This is a genomic window from Actinomadura barringtoniae (assembly GCF_017573505.1).
Classification (GTDB): Bacteria; Actinomycetota; Actinomycetes; order Streptosporangiales; family Streptosporangiaceae; genus Spirillospora; species Spirillospora barringtoniae.
In genome coordinates this window covers 1-17984 of the sequence record NZ_JAGEOJ010000010.1, presented here as the reverse complement: position 1 = coordinate 17984, position 17984 = coordinate 1, and the positions used below count along the sequence as shown (strand labels likewise).

The 17984-nt window shown below is 70.7% G+C and carries 15 protein-coding genes and 2 tRNA genes; 5 read left to right on the top strand and 12 right to left on the bottom strand.

The genetic code is table 11. From position 1 onward, the window contains the following. The first annotated feature begins 60 nt into the window (after positions 1-60). Positions 61-906: an oxygenase MpaB family protein gene (locus J4573_RS24155; RefSeq protein WP_208258112.1), complete on the top strand. Its 846-nt coding sequence runs from the start codon at positions 61-63 to the stop codon at positions 904-906. Here J4573_RS24155 and J4573_RS24150 read toward each other — a convergent pair. Beyond that, positions 882-1685: an SDR family oxidoreductase gene (locus tag J4573_RS24150; RefSeq protein WP_208258111.1), complete on the bottom strand. Its 804-nt coding sequence runs from the start codon at positions 1683-1685 to the stop codon at positions 882-884. The genes J4573_RS24155 and J4573_RS24150 overlap by 25 nt on opposite strands. Continuing rightward, a complete protein-coding gene (locus J4573_RS24145) occupies positions 1682-3043 on the bottom strand; it encodes a cytochrome P450 (RefSeq protein WP_208258110.1) in 1362 nt (453 codons plus the stop codon). The genes J4573_RS24150 and J4573_RS24145 overlap by 4 nt, the downstream gene beginning before the upstream one ends. A 185-nt stretch (positions 3044-3228) precedes the next feature. Between J4573_RS24145 and J4573_RS24140 the strand changes: the two genes are divergently transcribed. After that, a complete protein-coding gene (locus J4573_RS24140; RefSeq protein ID WP_208258109.1) occupies positions 3229-3927 on the top strand; it encodes a L,D-transpeptidase family protein in 699 nt (232 codons plus the stop codon). Between the two features lie 90 nt (positions 3928-4017). Here J4573_RS24140 and J4573_RS24135 read toward each other — a convergent pair whose 3' ends face one another. Together J4573_RS24135 and J4573_RS24130 are read right to left on the bottom strand one after the other, a co-directional pair. Next, positions 4018-7023 carry an AMP-binding protein gene (locus tag J4573_RS24135; RefSeq protein ID WP_243773515.1) on the bottom strand — a complete coding sequence of 1002 codons (3006 nt, stop codon included), beginning with the start codon at positions 7021-7023 and terminating at the stop codon, positions 4018-4020. A gap of 105 nt (positions 7024-7128) precedes the next feature. Further along, positions 7129-8781 (bottom strand): AMP-binding protein, encoded by a 1653-nt coding sequence (locus J4573_RS24130; RefSeq protein ID WP_208258108.1) that lies wholly within the window; start codon positions 8779-8781, stop codon positions 7129-7131. Between the two features lie 280 nt (positions 8782-9061). On the opposite strand from J4573_RS24130, the gene J4573_RS24125 reads away from it, so the two are divergent. Continuing rightward, positions 9062-10102, top strand: a complete 1041-nt coding sequence (locus tag J4573_RS24125) for an alpha/beta hydrolase (protein WP_208258107.1) — start codon at positions 9062-9064, stop codon at positions 10100-10102. Here the strand turns inward: J4573_RS24125 and J4573_RS24120 are convergent. From J4573_RS24120 to J4573_RS24110, 3 genes are all read right to left on the bottom strand, one after another. Continuing rightward, entirely contained in the window at positions 10077-10409 is a 333-nt protein-coding gene (locus tag J4573_RS24120; RefSeq protein WP_307796891.1) for a DUF3054 domain-containing protein, read from the bottom strand. The two genes, J4573_RS24125 and J4573_RS24120, sit on opposite strands and share 26 nt — an antisense overlap. A gap of 175 nt (positions 10410-10584) precedes the next feature. Further along, positions 10585-10658, bottom strand: a tRNA-Met gene (locus J4573_RS24115). 31 nt (positions 10659-10689) lie between these two features. Beyond that, positions 10690-11925: an MFS transporter gene (locus tag J4573_RS24110; protein WP_208258105.1), complete on the bottom strand. Its 1236-nt coding sequence runs from the start codon at positions 11923-11925 to the stop codon at positions 10690-10692. A 91-nt stretch (positions 11926-12016) separates the two neighbouring features. On the opposite strand from J4573_RS24110, the gene J4573_RS24105 reads away from it, so the two are divergent. Continuing rightward, positions 12017-12655 carry a GntR family transcriptional regulator gene (locus J4573_RS24105; protein ID WP_208258104.1) on the top strand — a complete coding sequence of 213 codons (639 nt, stop codon included), beginning with the start codon at positions 12017-12019 and terminating at the stop codon, positions 12653-12655. 110 nt (positions 12656-12765) lie between these two features. Here the strand turns inward: J4573_RS24105 and J4573_RS24100 are convergent, their stop codons facing one another. Continuing rightward, positions 12766-13452, bottom strand: a complete 687-nt coding sequence (locus J4573_RS24100; protein ID WP_208258103.1) for a TetR/AcrR family transcriptional regulator — start codon at positions 13450-13452, stop codon at positions 12766-12768. Between the two features lie 56 nt (positions 13453-13508). On the opposite strand from J4573_RS24100, the gene J4573_RS24095 reads away from it, so the two are divergent. Next, on the top strand, positions 13509-14708 hold the full coding sequence (locus J4573_RS24095; protein WP_208258102.1) for a cytochrome P450: 1200 nt from the start codon (positions 13509-13511) through the stop codon (positions 14706-14708). Between the two features lie 12 nt (positions 14709-14720). Here J4573_RS24095 and J4573_RS24090 read toward each other — a convergent pair whose 3' ends face one another. The 4 genes from J4573_RS24090 to J4573_RS24075 form a co-directional block, all read right to left on the bottom strand. Then, positions 14721-15749 carry a rod shape-determining protein gene (locus J4573_RS24090; RefSeq protein ID WP_208258101.1) on the bottom strand — a complete coding sequence of 343 codons (1029 nt, stop codon included), beginning with the start codon at positions 15747-15749 and terminating at the stop codon, positions 14721-14723. A 178-nt stretch (positions 15750-15927) separates the two neighbouring features. After that, positions 15928-16004 (bottom strand) — tRNA-Met (locus tag J4573_RS24085). A 106-nt stretch (positions 16005-16110) separates the two neighbouring features. After that, positions 16111-17172: a YlbL family protein gene (locus tag J4573_RS24080; protein ID WP_208258100.1), complete on the bottom strand. Its 1062-nt coding sequence runs from the start codon at positions 17170-17172 to the stop codon at positions 16111-16113. A gap of 28 nt (positions 17173-17200) precedes the next feature. Then, positions 17201-17629 (bottom strand): molybdenum cofactor biosynthesis protein MoaE, encoded by a 429-nt coding sequence (locus J4573_RS24075; protein WP_208258455.1) that lies wholly within the window; start codon positions 17627-17629, stop codon positions 17201-17203. Between the last annotated feature and the right edge of the window lie 355 nt (positions 17630-17984).

Sequence of the window (17984 nt, the reverse complement as noted above, 5' to 3'; positions counted from 1 at the left end):
CGTCGGTACACAGCTACAATATCCGTAATTCTGTTCCTGCCACGACCCCCGGCGGTGACCATGACGGACCAGCCTCTCGGCCCAGGCTCGCTGACCTGGCGGTACTTCGGCGACACCCGGATGCTCTTGGTGGGCCCGCGCGCCGCCGTCCTGCAGAACATGCTCCCCGCACTCGGTCAGGGCGTCCTGGACCACTCGGTCTTCTTCTCCGAGACGTTCGCCCGGTTGAAGCGGTCCGCGGGGCCGATCCTCAACACGGTGTACGGCGCCGAGCGTTCGCACGAGACCGGCATGAACGTGCGGGACTACCACCGCGACATCAAGGGCACGATGCCCGACGGATCGCGCTACCACGCGCTCGACCCGGAGACCTATTACTGGGCGCACGCGACGTTCCTCGACAACATGCTCTACGGCATCGAGACGTTCGTCCGCCCGCTGAGCGAGGCCGAGAAGCGCCGCATCTATGAGGAGTCGAAGGTCTGGTTCCGGATGTACGGGGTGAGCGACCGTGCCGTGCCGGAGGACTGGGAGGCCTTCCAGTCGTATTGGAAGCGCATGCTCGAAGAGGAGATCGTCGCCCACAAGACGGCCCGCTACGGCGTCGGCTACGTGACCAAGGGCCTGCCCGCACCGCCCAAGGTCCCGGCCGGGCTGTGGCGCCGTGTCAGCCCGCCGCTGAACGAGGTGGCCCGCTTCATCACCGTCGGCGGCCTTCACCCCCGCATGCGAGAACTGCTCGAACTCCCCTGGAGCCAGGCCGACGAACGCCGCTACCAGCGCTTCGCCGCAACCGTCCGCCGCCTCAACGGCCTGTGGCCCGCGTTGCCTGAGGCAGTCAGGTATCTGCCCCAGGCACGCAAGGCCTTCAAGCAAGCTCGTCAGTCGCGGATGCGGGCGTCGTAGGCCTTGCGGGCGTCCGCGTCGTAGTCCAGGAAGATCTTGTCGAGGCCGTAGCGACGCGAGATCGCCTGCTTGAAGCGGTCGGGCATCAGCGCGCTCATGCGGATCTGGGCGGCGAACTTGGCGGGCACGGTGACCTGCGCGCGCGGCTTGCCGACGAGCGCGACGACGGCGGCCGCGATGTCCTCGGGCTCGGCGTTCTTCTGGCCCTTGGGGCTGCGGGTGCCGGAGATCAGCTCGGTGTTGGTGAACGTCGGCAGGACGCCCGAGACGTGCACCCCGCGGCCTTGCACCTCCAGGCGGGTGGCCTCGGTGAACGCGACCACGGCGGCCTTGCTGGCGTTGTAGAGCGCCAGGCCCGGCGTGGGCAGCACCCCGGCGAGCGAGGCGATGTTGATGATGTGGCCTTCGCCGCGCGGCAGCATCCGGTCGAGGGCGAGCTTGGTCCCGGTCATGACGCCGTGCACGTTGATGTCCATGCAGCGGCGCGCGTCGGCCTCGCTCTCCTTCTCCACGGCGCCGATCGGCATGATCCCGGCGTTGTTGACCAGGACGTCGAGCTGCCCGTGCTCCTCCTCGACCTTGGTCAGGAACGCCTCGAACGACTCGCGCGAGGTGACGTCGACCTTGTAGGCGGGGGCGCCGAGGTTCTCGCCGGCCTCCTTGGCCGCGCCCTCGTCGATGTCGCCGATGACGACGGTCGCGCCCTTGGCGAGCAGGGCCTTGGCGGTGGCGAAGCCGATGCCGCGGGCGGCGCCGGTGATGGCGATGACCTTGCTCATGCTGTGTTCTCCAGGCGTTCGAGTCTCACGGGGAGCCCGTCCTTGGGCGACGGGAGGGAGGTGGTGTCCAGCGGCCACTCGTAGCGCGCGGGCACGCTCCACCGGTAGCGCAGCAGCAGCTGGTGCAGGATGCTCTTCACCTGCATGCCGGCGAAGTGCAGGCCGATGCACTTGTGGGCGCCGCCGCCGAACGGGGACCAGGCGTACTTGTGCACCTTGTCCTCACGCCGTTCACCGGAGAAGCGCCCGGGGTCGAACTTCTCGGGGTCGGGCCACCACTCGGACATGTAGTGGTTGGTGAGCTGCGGAACGACCACGGTGGTCCCGGCCGGGATGTGGTAGCCGAGGATCGAGGTGTCCTTCACCGCGCGGCGCGGCAGCGCGGGCACCGGGGAGACCAGGCGCAGCGACTCCTTCATCACCATGTCGATGGAGACCATGGAGTCGAGGTCCTCGAAGGACAGAACCGGCTTGCCGAGCGCCTGCGACTCCTCGCGCAGCCGTTCCTGCCACTCGGGGTGCTTGGCCAGGTAGTACGCCATCGTGGTCAGCGTGATGGTGGTCGTGTCGTGCGCCGCCATCAGCGCGAAGATCATGTGGTTGACGACGTCCTCGTCGGTGAAGCGGTCGCCGTCGTCGGTCTGGGCCTCGCAGAGCGCGGCGAACAGGTCGTCGCCGCCGTCGCGCCTCTTGGCGGGCAGGTTGCTCTTGAAGAACTCCTCCAGCACCTTGCGGGCCTTCATGCCCTTGTGCCAGCGCAGGCCCGGCACGGGGAAGCGCACGTAGGCGGTGCCCGCGCGGACGGCGTCGATGAACGCGCCGTTCACCCGATCGGCCTCGGCACGGTCCAGCTCGATGCCCATGAAGACGTCGGTCGCCAGGTCGAGGGTGAGCTGCTTCAGGTGGTCGTACACCTTGAAGCCGCGCGCGGGCTCCCACGCGTCCAGGCCCTTGCCGATGCTCGGCGCCATCGCGTCCAGGTAGGCGCGCAGCCGCTTCTGGGTGAACGCCTGCTGCATGATGCGCCGGTGGTGCAGGTGCTCCTCGAAGTCGAGCAGCATGATGCCGCGGTAGAAGAACGGCCCGATGAAGTAGCTCCAGGCCGGTCCGTTGGCGAACGCCTTGTCCCGGTTGATCAGGACGGTCTCGGCCGCCTCCGGGCCCTGCACGGTGACCGTGCGCTGCCCGAGCAGCCAGCCCCAGCTGACCTCGCCGAACTGGTCATAGCGTTCGCGGGCCACCCCGAACGGATTCCGCATCACCTGCAGGGTGTTGCCGATATAGGGGAGGCCGGGCGCTCCGCGGACCGGCTTCAGTTCGCTGCCTTCGGGCGGCGCCGCGAGGAGTCTCGTGCCCATCTACCCTCCGCCGAGGTTGCGCTACAAATGCTCGATTTGTGTAGCTTTGTTGTAACGTACCTGAGCCGGGCACTCCCTGTCAGCACCTGGTCGCACCGGCGGCCGGTAAAGCTTCCCCCGCGCCTCTCCCGCGACGCCGCGAGCCCCCGCCGCCGCGCCCGGTCCGGCGGCCTAGCCTCCACCGCATGATCGTCGGCACCGCGCTCGTCGCCACAGCCCTCGCCGCCCTGCCCGCGGCTCATGCAGTCCCGCTGGATCACCACAGAACGGGCCTTGCCCGCCGCACGCACTCGATCCGTCCGGGCGACACCGGCCCGCAGGTCCGCGAGCTGCAGAAGCGCCTGCGCGACCTGCACTACGACCCGGGCGCGATCACCGGCCGGTTCGGCGGCGACACCCGGACCGCGGTCTGGGCGTTCCAGAAGGTCAACAGGATGAAGCCGAACGGCGTCGTCACCGACAAGACATGGGCGGCCCTCGCGCGTCCCCGCCAGCCGCACTCGATCGTGGCCAAGACGCCGCCGAACCGGGTGGAGATCAACCTGCGCAAGCAGCTGCTGGTCGCCTACCGGCACGGCGAGCCCGCGCTCATCAGCCACATCTCGACCGGCTCCGGCGCGTCCTACTGCGGCGCGAGCGGCTGCGGCGTGGCGCACACGCCGACCGGCGACTTCCGCGTCACGCGCCGCATCAAGGGCTGGCACCGTTCGGCGCTCGGCTACATGTACCGGCCGCTGTACTTCTACCAGGGCTACGCGATGCACGGCTCGACCCACGTTCCGCGTCACCCGGCCTCGCACGGCTGCGTCCGGGTCCCGCTCCACACCGCCGACGTCCTCCCCCACGTGGTCGAGAACAACGAACGCGTCTACGTCCGTGGATAGAGCGACCGTCCGCGGATAGAGCGACCGTCCGCGGATAAAGCGACCGTCCGCGGCTGAGCGACCGTCCTCGGCTGAACAGCCACCCCGCGGCTAGCGGGCCTGCGCCTTGGGGGTGCGCAGGAGACGGCGGCGGGCGGTCTCGGTGAGGAGCCGGTACGCGCCGGCGCGGTCGCGGTAGTAGGTCCTGCCGTCCGCCGCGGGCGGCACGCCCTCCTCGCGCAGCCGCGCGGTGAGCAGGCGCCGTCCCTTGGTGACGGTGATGTCGTCGACGACGCGGACGATCGCGGGGCGCAGCTCGGGCTCGACCCGCAGCAGCGCCTCCGACAGGTCCACCGGCTTCACCTCGCCGCCCTCGCGAAGCGTGACGGCCGCCGCGGCGACGTCGGTGTCGCCCACCGGGATGCCGTAGACGGCGACGGCGTCGATGTAGGGCAGGTCGCCGAGCGCGTCGCGGATCGGGCCGGGCGGGACGATGCCGTCGGTGGTACGGATGAGCTCGGAGTCGCGGCCGACCATCCAGAAGTCGCCGTCGGCGTCGCGCCGGAACAGGTCGCCGGTGACCGACCACGCGTCCTCGGCCTGGAAGACGCCGCGCAGCGGGCGGGCCACCGCGCCGACGCGGCCCGGCTTCACGCGCGTGACCAGCATTCCGATCTCGTCCGGCGCGGTCTCGACCGCGAAGCCGTGCGGGCCCTCGGCGAGCCGGCCGTTCTCCAGGTCGTAGCGGGCGAGGCGGACCTCGGCCGAGCCGGGCAGCGGACGTCCGAGCGAGCCGGGCTTCTTGCCGCTCAGGTTGACCAGGATGCCCTCGCCCTCGGTGGCGGCGTAGAACTCCACCACGCGGGCGGGCGCGAACCGCTTCTCCACGCGCCGCCACAGGCCGCGCGGCATGCCCGACCCGATGAACAGCCGTACGGGATGGTGCCGCTCGTTCGGGTGCGGCGGCGCGTTCACCAGGTCGCGCAGCAGCGTCCAGGTGTAGGAGGCGACGGTCACGCCGTAGCGGCGCGCCTCGTCCCAGAACGTCTCCGGGTCGTACGCGCTGGCCAGCGCCAGCCGGGCGCCGCTCGCGACCGCTCCGCCCAGGCTCATCAGCAGCGCGGAAGGGTGCTGGAGCGGGGTGATGCTGTAGACGGTGTCGGCGGGCGACAGCGACGCCGAGGAGGCCGTGCCGAACGCCGACAGCGCCCAGCGCCGGTTGGTGATCCGCGCGGCCCGGATGTGCTCGCCGTCGCCGGTGAACAGCACGAACGCCAGGTCGCCCGCGCGGCCCGGGTTCGGCCGGTACCAGCCGGGCAGCGGCACCTCGTCGGGGTCGATCCGTTCCATGTCGATCAGCGGCAGGCCGAGATCGCGCTCGCCGCCACCACCGCCCAGGATGTAGCCGTCAACGCCCTCCAGCCCGGCGGCGCGGGCGGCGTTCTCGGGGTCGGCGATGATCCGGCCGATGCGGCCGAGCTCGGCCTCCTTGGCCAGGTCGCCGTCCGGGCGCAGCAGCACGGCGACCGCGCCGAGCCTGCTCAGCGCGGCTACCAGCGCGAGCGCGGTGGGCCGGGTGTCCATGAGCACGCCGACGCAGTCGCCCTGGCGCACCCCGATGTGGATGAGCCCGCGCACCACCGCGTCGATGCGTCCCTTGGCCGCCTCCTGGCTGTACGCGCGGCCCTCGTAGAGGAAGAAGACGTCGTCGGGCGCCTTCTCGGCGGCCTCGTCCAGCAGCAGGCCGAGCGACATGCGGGTGTTGGACTGGATGCGTTCCAGTCGGGCCAGGCGCGGGAGGTTCTGGGTGGCCTCGCCCGCGAGCTGGCGGCCGCCGCGGAACGCCCGGGTCGCGGTCAGGGCCGCCGACCGTACGGCGCTGGTGCCGATCCCGGAGGCGAGCTGGAGTCCGTACGCGAGGGAGCCGCCGGGCGGTGACGGCGCCGAGGTCTCCTCGTCGCCCTCGACCGGCGTGATCAGCTCGGGCAGGTCGTCCTCGCCGGCGCGCCACTTGGCCCAGGACGCGACGGCGGGCCAGGTCTGCGAGATCGCCATCGAGCCGACGACCATGCCGAAGTGCCCCGCGCGCAGCGACGCCTCGTACACCTGCGCACGCGGCGCGGCCCGGCGGATGCCGCGCACCATCGGCGGCGGCGCGATCTCGTCGACCTCGCCGACGAACGTCAGCACCGGGCAGGTGATGTCGGCCAGCGTCACCAGCCGGTCGCCGATCACGAACCCGCCGGTCAGCATGCGGTTGTGCTGGATGAACTGGCGGATGAACTCGGCCAGCGCCGGGCCGGGCCACGACACCCAGCCCTCGCGTTCGAGGAACCGCCGCTGCCGCTCGCGCGGCGCCAGGCGCTCGCGGTCGTGCAGCTGCAGGATGAAGTCGACGCGGCTGCGCACCGACTTGACCGGGCTGAGCAGCTGGAAGCCGGTCCGCGTCACCCAGCCGGGCACCGCGATGTTGCCGAGCAGCGCGTCCGGGATGCGCCCGGCGCCCTCGGAGGCGACCCAGCTCGGCAGCCCGAACGGCAGGCCGACGCTGATGTCGGCGGGGCTGCCGAACGTCACCAGCGACTCGATGCCCTTGCTGCGCCGGTACGCGGCGGCCTGGTAGACGAACATGCCGCCCTGCGAGTAGCCCGCCAGGTGCACGTCCCGCCCGGTCGCCTCGCGCACCCGGTCGATCGCGTCGCTGACCGCCACGACGTGGTCGGTGACCGTCCGCTCCAGCCCGCCCGGCTCGCGCTCGGGCGCCCCGAAGTCGACCACCCACGGATCGAGGCCCAGGTCGTGCAGCACGCCGACCGCGCTCACCCGCGAGGAGATGTCGTACACCTCGGCGGTGATCATCAGCGGCGGCACCAGCACGATCACCGGCCGCTTGTCGTCCGCAGCGGGCTTCGGGCTGTCCTCACCGGGGGGACGACCCCCCGAACCCCCCGGGAAATAATGCCGGAGCCGGTAGACGCGCTGCTCGGTCACGACGTCGAACGGCGAGGCGTCCTCATCGGTGTCGAGGCCGCCGAAGCGAGCGACCTCCAGCGCGTTCTGGGCGGTCGATCCCAGGCGCGAACCCAGGCGGAACAGCGCTTTGGCAACAGGGGGCATCGTTGGCCTCTCGGAGGGTCAACGACATGTTGTCCGCTATGGACAGATTTATCAATCGACGATCACTCTTTGTGAGAGAACCGTCAATCGACTGCCAGAAGACCGTCAGCCGACGATGCGTGCGCCCTCCATTTTCCCAGCCTGGAGCCGCTCCCACATGTAGCGGCGGCGCGGCTTGCCGCTGGAGGTGCGCTGGATGAGGCCCGAGCCGACGGCGATCGTCACCTCGACGCGGTCGTCGCCGAGGCGGCGGCGCAGCATCTCGCGGACGTCGGCCGCCCACGAGTCGTCGGTGGTCTCGGCGAACAGCGCCAGCCGCTTCTCGCCCGCGCCCGGCACGGCGGCGACCACGATCCGGCCCTTGCCGAGCCCGGTCGTCTCGGCGATCTTGGCCTCGAGGTCCTCGACGTACACCGAACGGCCGCGCACCTTGATGCTGTCGCCCATCCGGCCGAGCACGAACAGCTGGCCCTCGTGGAAGAACCCGGCGTCGCCGGTGTAGACCTTGTCGTCGATGAAGCGGGTCGACTTGCCCTCGGCGCCCGCGTAGTAGCCCGGGCAGGCCGACGCGCCGCCGACGACGATCTCGCCGAGGTGGCCCGCGGGCAGTTCGGTGCCGTCGTCGTTCACGATGGCGACCGGCACGTCCTCCTGCGGCGTTCCGCAGCCGACCGTCCAGCCGGTCTTGGCGCCCTTGGACCGCGGGCCGAGCGTGTGCTGCTCCAGCACGCGCACCGGCTCGCCGAACGCGAACGACGCGGTGTCGGGCCTGATGCACAGCGGGTCGCGGACAACCTCGTCCATCGTCACCAGCAGCGTCGTCTCGGCCATGCCGAACGCGGGCTTGAACGCGGTGCGCGAGAAGCCGAACGGCTCCAGCAGCTCGGCGAAGATCTCCAGCGAGTGCGGGTCGATCGGCTCGGCGCCGATGATCGCGGTCTTCCAGCCGGACAGGTCCACGCCCTCCAGCTGCTCGGGCTTCACCCGGCGCGCGACGTAGGCGTAGGCGAACGGCGGCGCGGCGGTGTGGCGGGCCTCGGCGAAGCAGCGGATCCAGCGTGCGGGGTCGCGGATGAAGTGGTCGGGCCGCATGAGCTGCAGGTGCGCCTGCCGGGCGATCGGCGTGAGGAAGCAGCCGATCAGCCCCATGTCGTGGTAGAGCGGCAGCCAGGAGGCGACGGTGTCATCCTCGGCGAACCCGGCCTCGCGCGCGATCAGCTCGGCGTTGGACTCCAGGTTGTCCCAGGTGACCATGACGCCGCGCGGCGCGCCGCTGGAGCCGGAGGTGAACTGCAGCAGGGCCAGCTCGCCGGCCTCCTGCACGGCCGCCTCGTTCTCGGCCTGCCGCGGCTGCCAGGGGTCGTCCTCCATGCCCGCCGCCTTCATGGCGCGGTCGGCGAGCGGCGCCAGGTCGGCCGAGGCGATCGTCAGCACGGGCTTGGCCTGCTCCAGGATCGCCGCGACGTGCGCGACGTAGTCGTCGCCGTCCTGGAACAGCGGCGGCGTGATCAGGCAGACGGTCGCGCCCGCCGCCCACACGCCGAAGTAGGTCTCGATGCAGGTGAAGTCGGTCGGAAGGATCATGCAGACCACGTCGCCGGGGCGGACGCCCTGCTCGATGATCGCCGCCGCGGTGCGGCGCACGGCCGAGGCCAGCGTGCCGTAGTCGCGGTAGTCCCAGTCTCCGCCGTCGGTGGCCAGCCGGATGCCGCGTTCGGCGTTCGGCTTGTCCAGCCAGTCCCGCAGCGCAGTCGTCATCGTGGTGTCCCTCTCTCAGCCCGTCACCGACTTTTCGCCCGTCACTGACGTGACTCGTGGGTAACTTCACCAGCGCGACAGTGCCTCCGTCAACTGGGACGATCAGCAAACTGAACGCACTTCAGTTCGTGGCCGCGAACATGGGCTCCTACCTGCCTTTGTGAGCGCGGTGACAACTTGGACGCGAAAATTCCTCACTGCAGGCGATTTCCGCCCCGTTCACCTCGTTGTTACCGTCTCGCCCACCCGCATCGCGTAAGCCCCTCCCTAACGAGGTCATATGCACACCAGGCGTGCCGTCGTCGTCTCGCTCGGAACGGTCCTGGCCGGAGGACTGCTGACCGCGCCCGCACCCGCCTCAACGCAGGTGAGCGCCTCAACGCAGGTGAGCGCCTCAACGCGGGTCGGCACCTCTACGCAAGCGGGCGCCTCTACGCAGGTGGGCGCGAAGGTGGTGGGCGAGAAGAAGGTCGGCCCGCGCATGTACGACCTGTCCATCGCCTCCAAGGCGATGAACCGGACGCTCAAGGTGCGCCTCATCGTTCCGAAGGGCTGGACGGCCCGCGCCAAGCGGACCTGGCCGACCGTATGGGCCCTGCACGGCGGGAACGCCCACTACAACGCGTGGACCGCCAACACCGACATCGCCAAGCTCGCCGCCAAGTCCCAGGTCATGGTCGTGATGCCGGAGGGCGGCTTCGCGGGCGGCTACACCGACTGGTGGAACTACGGCCGGGGTGGCTCCCCCGCATGGGAGACGTTCCACCTCACCGAGCTGCGCGGCATCCTGGAGAAGCGCTACCACGCCGGCCCGCGCCGCGCCGTCCTCGGCCAGTCGTCCGGCGGCTACGGCGCGATGATCTACGCGGCCCGCCACCCGGGGATGTTCCGCTTCGCCGGCTCCTACAGCGGCTTCCTGTCGACGCTCTCGGGCGGCGCCCCGGACGTGCTGATGACCGGCCTCAGCGGTCTGGGCCCGTTCACCGACAAGTACGCGATGTGGGGCCACCCGATCTTCCAGCACGGCGTCTGGGCCGCCCACGACCCGGTGGCGCGCGCCTCCGGCCTGCGCCGCACCAAGCTGTACGTCTCGGTCGCCAAGAAGGGCGCCAAGGGCCCGCTCGACAAGAAGACCGCCCAGGCCGCCGACCCCGCCGAGGCGTTCTGCTGGTACACCGCCCAGCCGTTCCTCAAGCGCCTGAAGCAGCTCAGCATCCCGGTGCAGACCCACCTCTACCCGGTCGGCACCCACAGCTGGGTCTACTGGCAGCGCGAGCTGCACCTGTCCTGGCCGGTCATGATGAAGGCGCTGCGTTCATAAAGAACTTCGCGACGGTACGCCAGCCGAGCAGCACCAGGCCCAGGAACAGCAGCGCAACGATGATGAACGCGCCAGCCGTGCCCTGACCGGAGATCACCCGCAGCACCATCCCGGCCGCGACCGTCACGATCCAGATCCCGACCCCCGTGGGCCACAGCGGGAGCGGTCCGTTCCATGCTCTGGTCACCGCCCAGCCGAGCGCGAGCCCGGCCAGAAACGGCCACGCGGTGGTGAGGAACCCGGTGACGCTGCCCGCCTCGTCATGCGAGGCCCGCCCGATCGCCACGAACACCAGAACGGCGATCACGTCCAAAACCCCAGGCCACACCCAGCTGCGCATGCCCTAAGGCTAGCGGCGCCCGGAAAAGCAAAAGCCCTTCCGGATCCGGAAGGGCCTCTGATCTGACTGCGTAGCTGGTCTGACTGTGTATCTGATCTGGCTGAGTAGCTGGTCTGACTGTGTAGCTGATCTGACTGAGTAGTAGCGGGGGCAGGATTTGAACCTGCGACCTCTGGGTTATGAGCCCAGCGAGCTACCGAACTGCTCCACCCCGCGGCGATGCGTTAACTCTAGCCCGTCGGGGTGGTTAACGCGAACGGAATTGCAGGACCACCAGGGCTCCGATGCCCAGCATGCCCAGGACCGGCAGGAACGCCACCCGGAAAGCGTTCTCACCGGCCGCGTCGAGGATCAGGCCGACGAAGAGCTGAGCGAGGACGGCGCACGAGAATCCGCCCACGTTCACCACCCCGGCGGCGGTGCCGGAGCGGTGCGGCGGGTTGGTGGAACGTGCCAGATCGAAGACCAGCGGTCCCGCGCCGCCGCCACCCCCGATCACCACCAGGAGCGCGACGACGGCCGGGAGCGGGGCGGGCTGCGGCAGGACCACGAGCGCGACCCAGGCGGCGAGCGACAGGACGAGCCAGATGTGCACCAGCCGGTCACGCCGTACGGGAGAACCGGCGATGAAGCGGCCGCCGAAGAAGCTGGACGCGGCCATGGCCAGCGGGCAGAGCATGAGCAGCGCGCCCGCGCGGCCCGCCGAGAAGCCCTCGGCCTTGGTCAGCCAGGGCCCTCCCCACAGCGCGCTGAACGCGACGAACTGGCCCATGAGCACGAAGTGCCCCCAGAAGGCCTGACGCGTTCCATCGACGGCCCAGGCGCGCCGGACCGCGACCAGCGTCGACTCGTGCTCGTGATCCACCGGGATCGTGGTGTGCCCGTTGCGGACCCCGACGGCCAGCACGCCCGCGATGACGACGGTCCCGGCCGCTGCGCCCGCGAACGTCGGTCCCCACCCGTACGAGTGGAGCAGGGCTGACAACGGCAGCGTCGAGACGACCTGGCCGAGCGCGCCCATCAATCCGGTGAGCCCCGCGACCAGCGGGTAGCGGTGGCCGGGGAACCAGCGGGCCGCCAGCTGCAGGGTCGACACGAAGACGAAGGCATCGCCGAAGCCGGTCAAGGCTCGGGCGGCGAGGCCCGCCCACAAGGTGTCGCTCACCGAGAACACGGCGGACCCGGCGGCGAGCGCGAGCGCGGCCATGGTCAGGACCTTGCGCGGCCCCCAACGGTCGGCGACGAGCCCCGCCGGGATCTGAAGCACCAGATAGACACCGAGCTGGAGCGCGGTGAAGATCCCCAGCGCGCCGGCCGTGATGTGGAAACGGGTGAGGGCGTCGTCCGCCGCGACGCTGAGGCCGGTCCGGTGGAAGAGCGAGACGAGGTAGCACAGCGCGCCGAGCCCCCAGTAGGCCCAGGGTCGCCAGCCGCCCGAGGCCGTACGGTCGGTGCTCTCACGGACCGCCATGACCTGCGCCATCACCCCTCCACTTCAAATACATGCATGGATAGATGCAAGATAGATGCAAGGAAGCATACGTGAAGGCCATCGAACCGGGAGGATAGGGGTCATGACCGCCGTCGCCGATCGCGCGTACGAACACGTCAGGTCGCGCCTGCTCGGCGGCGACTATCTGGGCGGGGAACTGCTCACCGAGGGCGAGATCGCCACCGACCTCGGGATCTCCCGCACGCCCGTACGCGAGGCGTTCCTGCGCCTGCAGGCCGAGGGTTTCCTCCGCCTCTACCCCAAGCGCGGCGCCCTCGTCGTCCCGGTCCGCCCCGGTGAGGGCCGCCACGTGATGGAGGCGCGCCTACTCCTGGAACGCCACGCCCTGGACGTGGTCGCCGCACGCGGCCCGGACGCCCTGCGCGAGCTGGGCGCAACCCTCGCCGCCGAGCCCGCCGCGGGCACGTCTCCCCCGTCCGACCTCCACACCGCCGACCGCGCCTTCCACGTACGGCTGGTCGAGGCGGCCGGTAACCCCGTTCTCGCCGACATGTACGAGACCCTGCGCGACCGTCAGCTGCGCATCGCCGCCGTGGCCACCGGCACCCGCGAGCGCGCCGAGCACGTCACGTCCCAGCACCGCGCCATCGCCACCGCCCTCCGCGAAGCCGACGCCGACACCGCCCGCGCCCTCCTGCACGACCACATCAACCAGACCCTGCGCGCCCTCACCGACCGAACCGACCTCGCCGCCCTGTGAACTCAGGCCCCTGCGCGCTCCGCCAGCCCTGCCGACTCCGCTAGCCCTGCCGACTCGTCAGCTCGGCCGACTGCGCTAGCCCAGCCGACTCGTCAGCTCGGCCGACTGCGCTAGCCCAGCCGACTCGTCAGCTCGGCCGACTCCGCTAGCCCTGCCGACTCCGCCAGGTCAGCCGACTCCGCCAGGTCAGCTGACACAGGGGCGTTCAGGGCTGCGGTCAGCATGTCGACCAGGTCGGTCGCGAACGCTTCATGGCTGAGAAGAGTGCGGCCTCGGGTGGTCGCGCGGTCGGCCAGGGCGGCGGTGAGGAACGCGATGACGACTGAGATCCGTTCCAGGGCCAGCGGCTCGGGCAGGAAGGCGCGGCAGCACGACCCCAGGAGGTCGAGCTGGCGGGCGATCGCGGCGCCTTCGATCAGGGCCGGAACGGTGTGGCTGCGGATCCCGGCCTGACCGGCCACCTGGACGACGATGCGGACGAAGTCACGGCCCTCGTCGGTAAGGAGTTCGTCGGCGATGGGCTCGACGATCGCGGCGACGATGGCTCGCAGGTCGGTCGCGTCCAGGGTCGCCAGGGCGGCCTCGCGGGCGGGCTCCATGCGGTCGACGCCGGCGCGGAGGATCTCCTCCAGCAGGCCGCGGCGCGAGCCGAAGTGGTAGGTGATCGCCGAGTCGTTGGCCTGCCCGGCGGCCGCCACGATGTCGCGGGTACGGGCGGCGTCGATGCCCTGCTCGGCGAACAGACGGGCCCCGGCGCGCCGGAGGCTGTCCCTGGTCGCCCTTGCGTCTCTCGGCACGCGGTGATACTAACAGAGGGCGTTAATAACGGGACCCGTTAAGTCGAGGAGCCGCGATGACCGACGTCTACGACCCGTTCTCCCCCGCCTTCCAGGCCGATCCCTATCCGGCCTACCGGCGGTTGCGCGACGACGACCCCGTTCACCGGCATGCCGAGCCCGGCTATTGGGCGCTGTCGCGGTTCGAGGACGTGTGGGAGGCCGTGCGGGACGCCTCCACGTTCTCCTCTGGGGACGGGCTGACCTTCTACCAGGACGAGATCGGCAAGCTCGGCCTCGCGCCGACCATGGTGATGCTCGACCCGCCCCGGCACACGATGCTGCGCCGCCTGATCAGCCACGGCTTCACGCCCCGGCGGATCACCGCGCTGGAGGAGTTGCTGCGGGAGTTCGTTCGGGGACGCCTGGACCTCATGGCCGCCAAAGCGGCCGAGGGCGAGACGGTCGATCTGCATCGGGACTTCTCCTCGCCGCTGCCCACGTTCGCGCTCGCTCACCTGCTGGGCGTTCCCGAGGCCGAGCGGGCGCGGTTCGATCCGTGGGTGTCGGCGCTGACGACGTTGCAGGACGACGGCTTCGACGCCGGGTCGCTGAAGGAGGGCGCCGCCGCCAACGCGGTGGCGGAGATGTTCGGCTACTTCAGCGACGTGATCGCCGCACGGCGGAAGGCGCCGACGGACGACATGATCAGCGCCCTCACGGTCGCCGAGGTGGAGGGCGAGCGGCTCACCGACTGGGACATCCTCGGCTTCTGCTTCGTCATGGTCGCCGGGGGCAACGACACCACCGGCAACCTGATCTCGCACGCGGTGATGCTGCTCGACGCCCATCACGACCAGCGGGAACGGCTCGTCGCCGACCCGTCGCTGATCCCCGGGGCGCTGCCGGAGTTCCTGCGGATGGAGGGCTCGGTGCAGGCGCTCGGCCGTACGACCACCAGGCCCGTCATCCTGCACGGCGTCGAGATCCCGGCGGGCGAGAAGGTGATGATGCTGTACGGCGCGGCCAACCGGGACGAGCGCGAGTTCGGTCCCACCGCTGACCGGCTGGACATCACCCGCCCGATCCCGCGTCACCTGGGCTTCGCGACCGGCGTGCACTTCTGCATCGGCTCGCACCTGGCCAAGCTCCAGGCCCGGGTCGCCCTGGAGGAGCTGTACGCCAGGCACCCCCACGCGGGCGTCGGCCTGGACAAGGCCAAGCGAATCTCCTCCCCGTTCACCCGCGGCTGGATCACCCTCCCGCTAACCCTCTAGAACGCGACCCTTTTAGAAGGCGGCGACAGGGGTGGTGCGGCGGGTCTTCCACTTTGTGCCGCCGAAAAGGTCCAGGGCTTCCAGGTGACGGGCGGTGCCCAGCACCACGGCGCCGAACGGGTCGTCGGCGGCCTGGACCGGCAGGTCGGTCTCCTCGCGGAGTCGCTCGCTGAGGCCGGCGGTCATGGCTGCGCCGCCGGTCAGGACGAGGCCGCGGTCCATGAGGTCGCCCGACAGCTCCGGCGGGCAGACGTCCAGCGCGAGCCGCACGGCGTTCATGATCGAGCCCATCGGCTCGGCCAGCGCCGTCTGGACCTCCTCGTACGGCAGCGTGAGCGTGCCGGGCAGCCCGGTCGCCGCGTACCGGCCGCGGATCACGGCCTTGCCGTCGGTCCCGGTGAGGCCGGTCTTGGCCTCCTCGGCCGTCACGTCGCCGACGAGCATGCCGTGCTCGCCGCGCACGTACGCGGCGAGCGCGTGGTCGAGCGCGTCGCCGCCGGTACGGGCGGTGTGCGAGGCCACCATGCCGCCCATCGAGATGATCGCCACGTCGGTCGCGCCGGCGCCGACGTCGGCCACCAGGACGGCCGCGGGTTCCTCGATCGCCAGACCGCACCCGATGGCCGCGGCCATCGGCGCGTCGACCAGGTGCACCGACCGTGCCCCCGCCGCGAACGCCGCCTCCTCGACGGCCCTGCGTTCGACCACCGTGGCGCCGCACGGCACCGTGATCGCCACGCGCGGCCGCACCAGCCGTCCCCAGCGCTGCACGCGCAGCAGGAACACGCGCAGCATCCGCCGCGCGAGGCTGTAGTCCGCGACGACCCCGTCCCGCAGCGGCCGCTGGACCTGCACGCCCATCGGGGTGCGCCCGAGCATGCGGCGCGCCTCGGCGCCCGCCGCCACCACCTTGCCGTTCTGTACGGCCACCACGGAGGGTTCGTCGAGAACCAGACCCTGCCCCCGGACGTAGATCCGCGTGTTCGCGGTCCCGAGGTCGATCGCCGTGTCGTAGCCGAGAAGCCCTAGCCCCTTGCCCATGAAACAGACCCTCTGCCGAATACCGGTCCGACCGAAATATCGGCCGTCATCAGCGGCATACCCACGGGGTCAATCACTCAGGGATCGTTTCGATTCAAGATCGACCAAAGGCTCGATGCTGCGATCGCCTCCATGCGGAAGGCCCGGCCGGACTGGAGTCCGAACCGGGCCTTCACCTTGGTAGCGGGGACAGGATTTGAACCTGCGACCTCTGGGTTATGAGCCCAGCGAGCTACCGAACTGCTCCACCCCGCGGCGATGTCTCAACTGTATGGCATGGATCGGCGTTGGCCAAATCGGCGGCGCGGGGGGTGTTGCGGTCAGGCCCTTGCTCGGTCCCGGCCGCCCTCGCCGCCAGAGATCACTTGCTGCAGACCGGGAGGTTGTCGCCCTTGCCCGCGGACAGGGACTCCAGGGACTGGCGGGCCTCGTGCAGCGTGTCGGCGCGAACGAGGCGCAGGCCGTCGGGACGGGCGGCCATCGCGTCGGAGCAGTTGTCCTTGGGCGTCAGGAAGACCGTCGCGCCGGCGCGACGGGCGGCGATCATCTTCTGCTGGATGCCGCCGATCGGGCCGACCTTGCCCTCGGGCGTGATCGTTCCGGTGCCGGCGATGAACTTGCCGCCGGTCAGCGAGTCGGGCGTCAGCTTGTCGACGATCGCCAGCGAGAACATCAGGCCGGCGCTCGGGCCGCCGATGTCGCCCACGCTGATGTTGATGTCGAACGGGAACTTGTAGTCGTCGGCCAGCACCACGCCGACCACCGCGCGCTTGCCGTCCGGCGAGGCGACGGTGGTGAGCTTGATCTTCTGTTCCTTGCCGCTCCGCTTGATCGTCAGCTCCACCGCGTCGCCGATCTTGCGCTTGGCCATCAGCTCGGTGACCTTGGCGACGCTGGCGACCGGCGTGCCGTCCACGGCCACGATCTCGTCGTTCGGCTGCAGTTTGCCGTCGGCGGGCTTACCCTTCTGCACCTGGTCCACGACCACCTGGGTGCTGACCTGCTTGCCGAGCTCGTGCAGGGCCGCCGCCTCGGCGTTCTCCTGCGAGTCGCGCATCTGCCGGGTGTTCTCCTCGTCCACCTGCTGCTGCGACTCGTTCTTGGGGAAGATCGTCTCTTCCGGGACGATCGCCGTGTCGTCCTCGAGCCAGCCGCGCAGCGCCGTGAACAGGTCGATCCGGTTGCCCGGGCCGCCCCGGTAGGTGACCGTCGTGAAGTTCAGGTGCCCGCTGTCGGGATAGGTCTGCGGCGCACCGGCCCCGCTGATCTTGATGAGCGGCTCGCCCTTGTCGTTGGTGCCGAGCGTGTTGCTCGTCGGGCCCGGCATGAGCGCGACGTACGGCACGGGCATCAGCGAGCCAACGAGGAACAGCACGAGAACGAGCACGCTCGCGATGGTGAGCGTGGCGGCACGACGAGACATGGCGGAAAGCCTATGTGCAGTGGGCCACTCAGCAGGCCCCGACCCACTCGTCGCCGCCGTCGGAGAACGACTGGTGCTTCCAGATGGGCACCTGCGCCTTGAGGTCGTCGATCAGCCGGCGGCACGCCTCGAACGCCTCGGCGCGGTGCGGGCAGGACGCCGCCACGACCACGGCCAGGTCGCCGATCTCCAGGTCACCGACCCGGTGGACCGCCGCCAGCGCCCGTACGGGGAAGTCCGCGGCGACCTTCTCCATGACCGCGCGCAGCTCGCGTTCCACGCTCGGGTGGGCGCTGTAGGACAGCCTGCTCACCGCCCGCGCGTGATCGTGGTCGCGCACCGTTCCGACGAACACGGCCGTGCCGCCGGCGGCCGGGTCGCCGACGGCGTTGAAGACCTCGTCCACCGACAGCGGCGTCTCCCGGACGCCGATCAGCCGGATCACGTCCGCGTTCATGACCTCGCTCACAGGACGCAGGGTACCCGGCCCCGCCTCGTCCCGTTCCTCCCGAAGCTCCCGATCGCGCGCCCGCCCCCGGATCGACCGGGTTCGGCGTGCGCCCCTCCGGCGATCTCGGGCGCCCGCCCAGGATCACGCGGGCCAAGCGCCCGCCTGAGGTCACACGGGCCCGCCGCCCGGCTGAGATCACACGGGCCCGCCGCCCGGCTGAGATCACACGGGCCCGGCGCCCGGCTGAGGTCACACGGGCCCGGCGCCCGGCTGAGATCACACGGGCCCGGCGCCCGCCTGAGATCACACGGGCCCGGCGCCCGCCTGGGGTCACACGGGCCCGGCGCCCGGCTGAGATCAC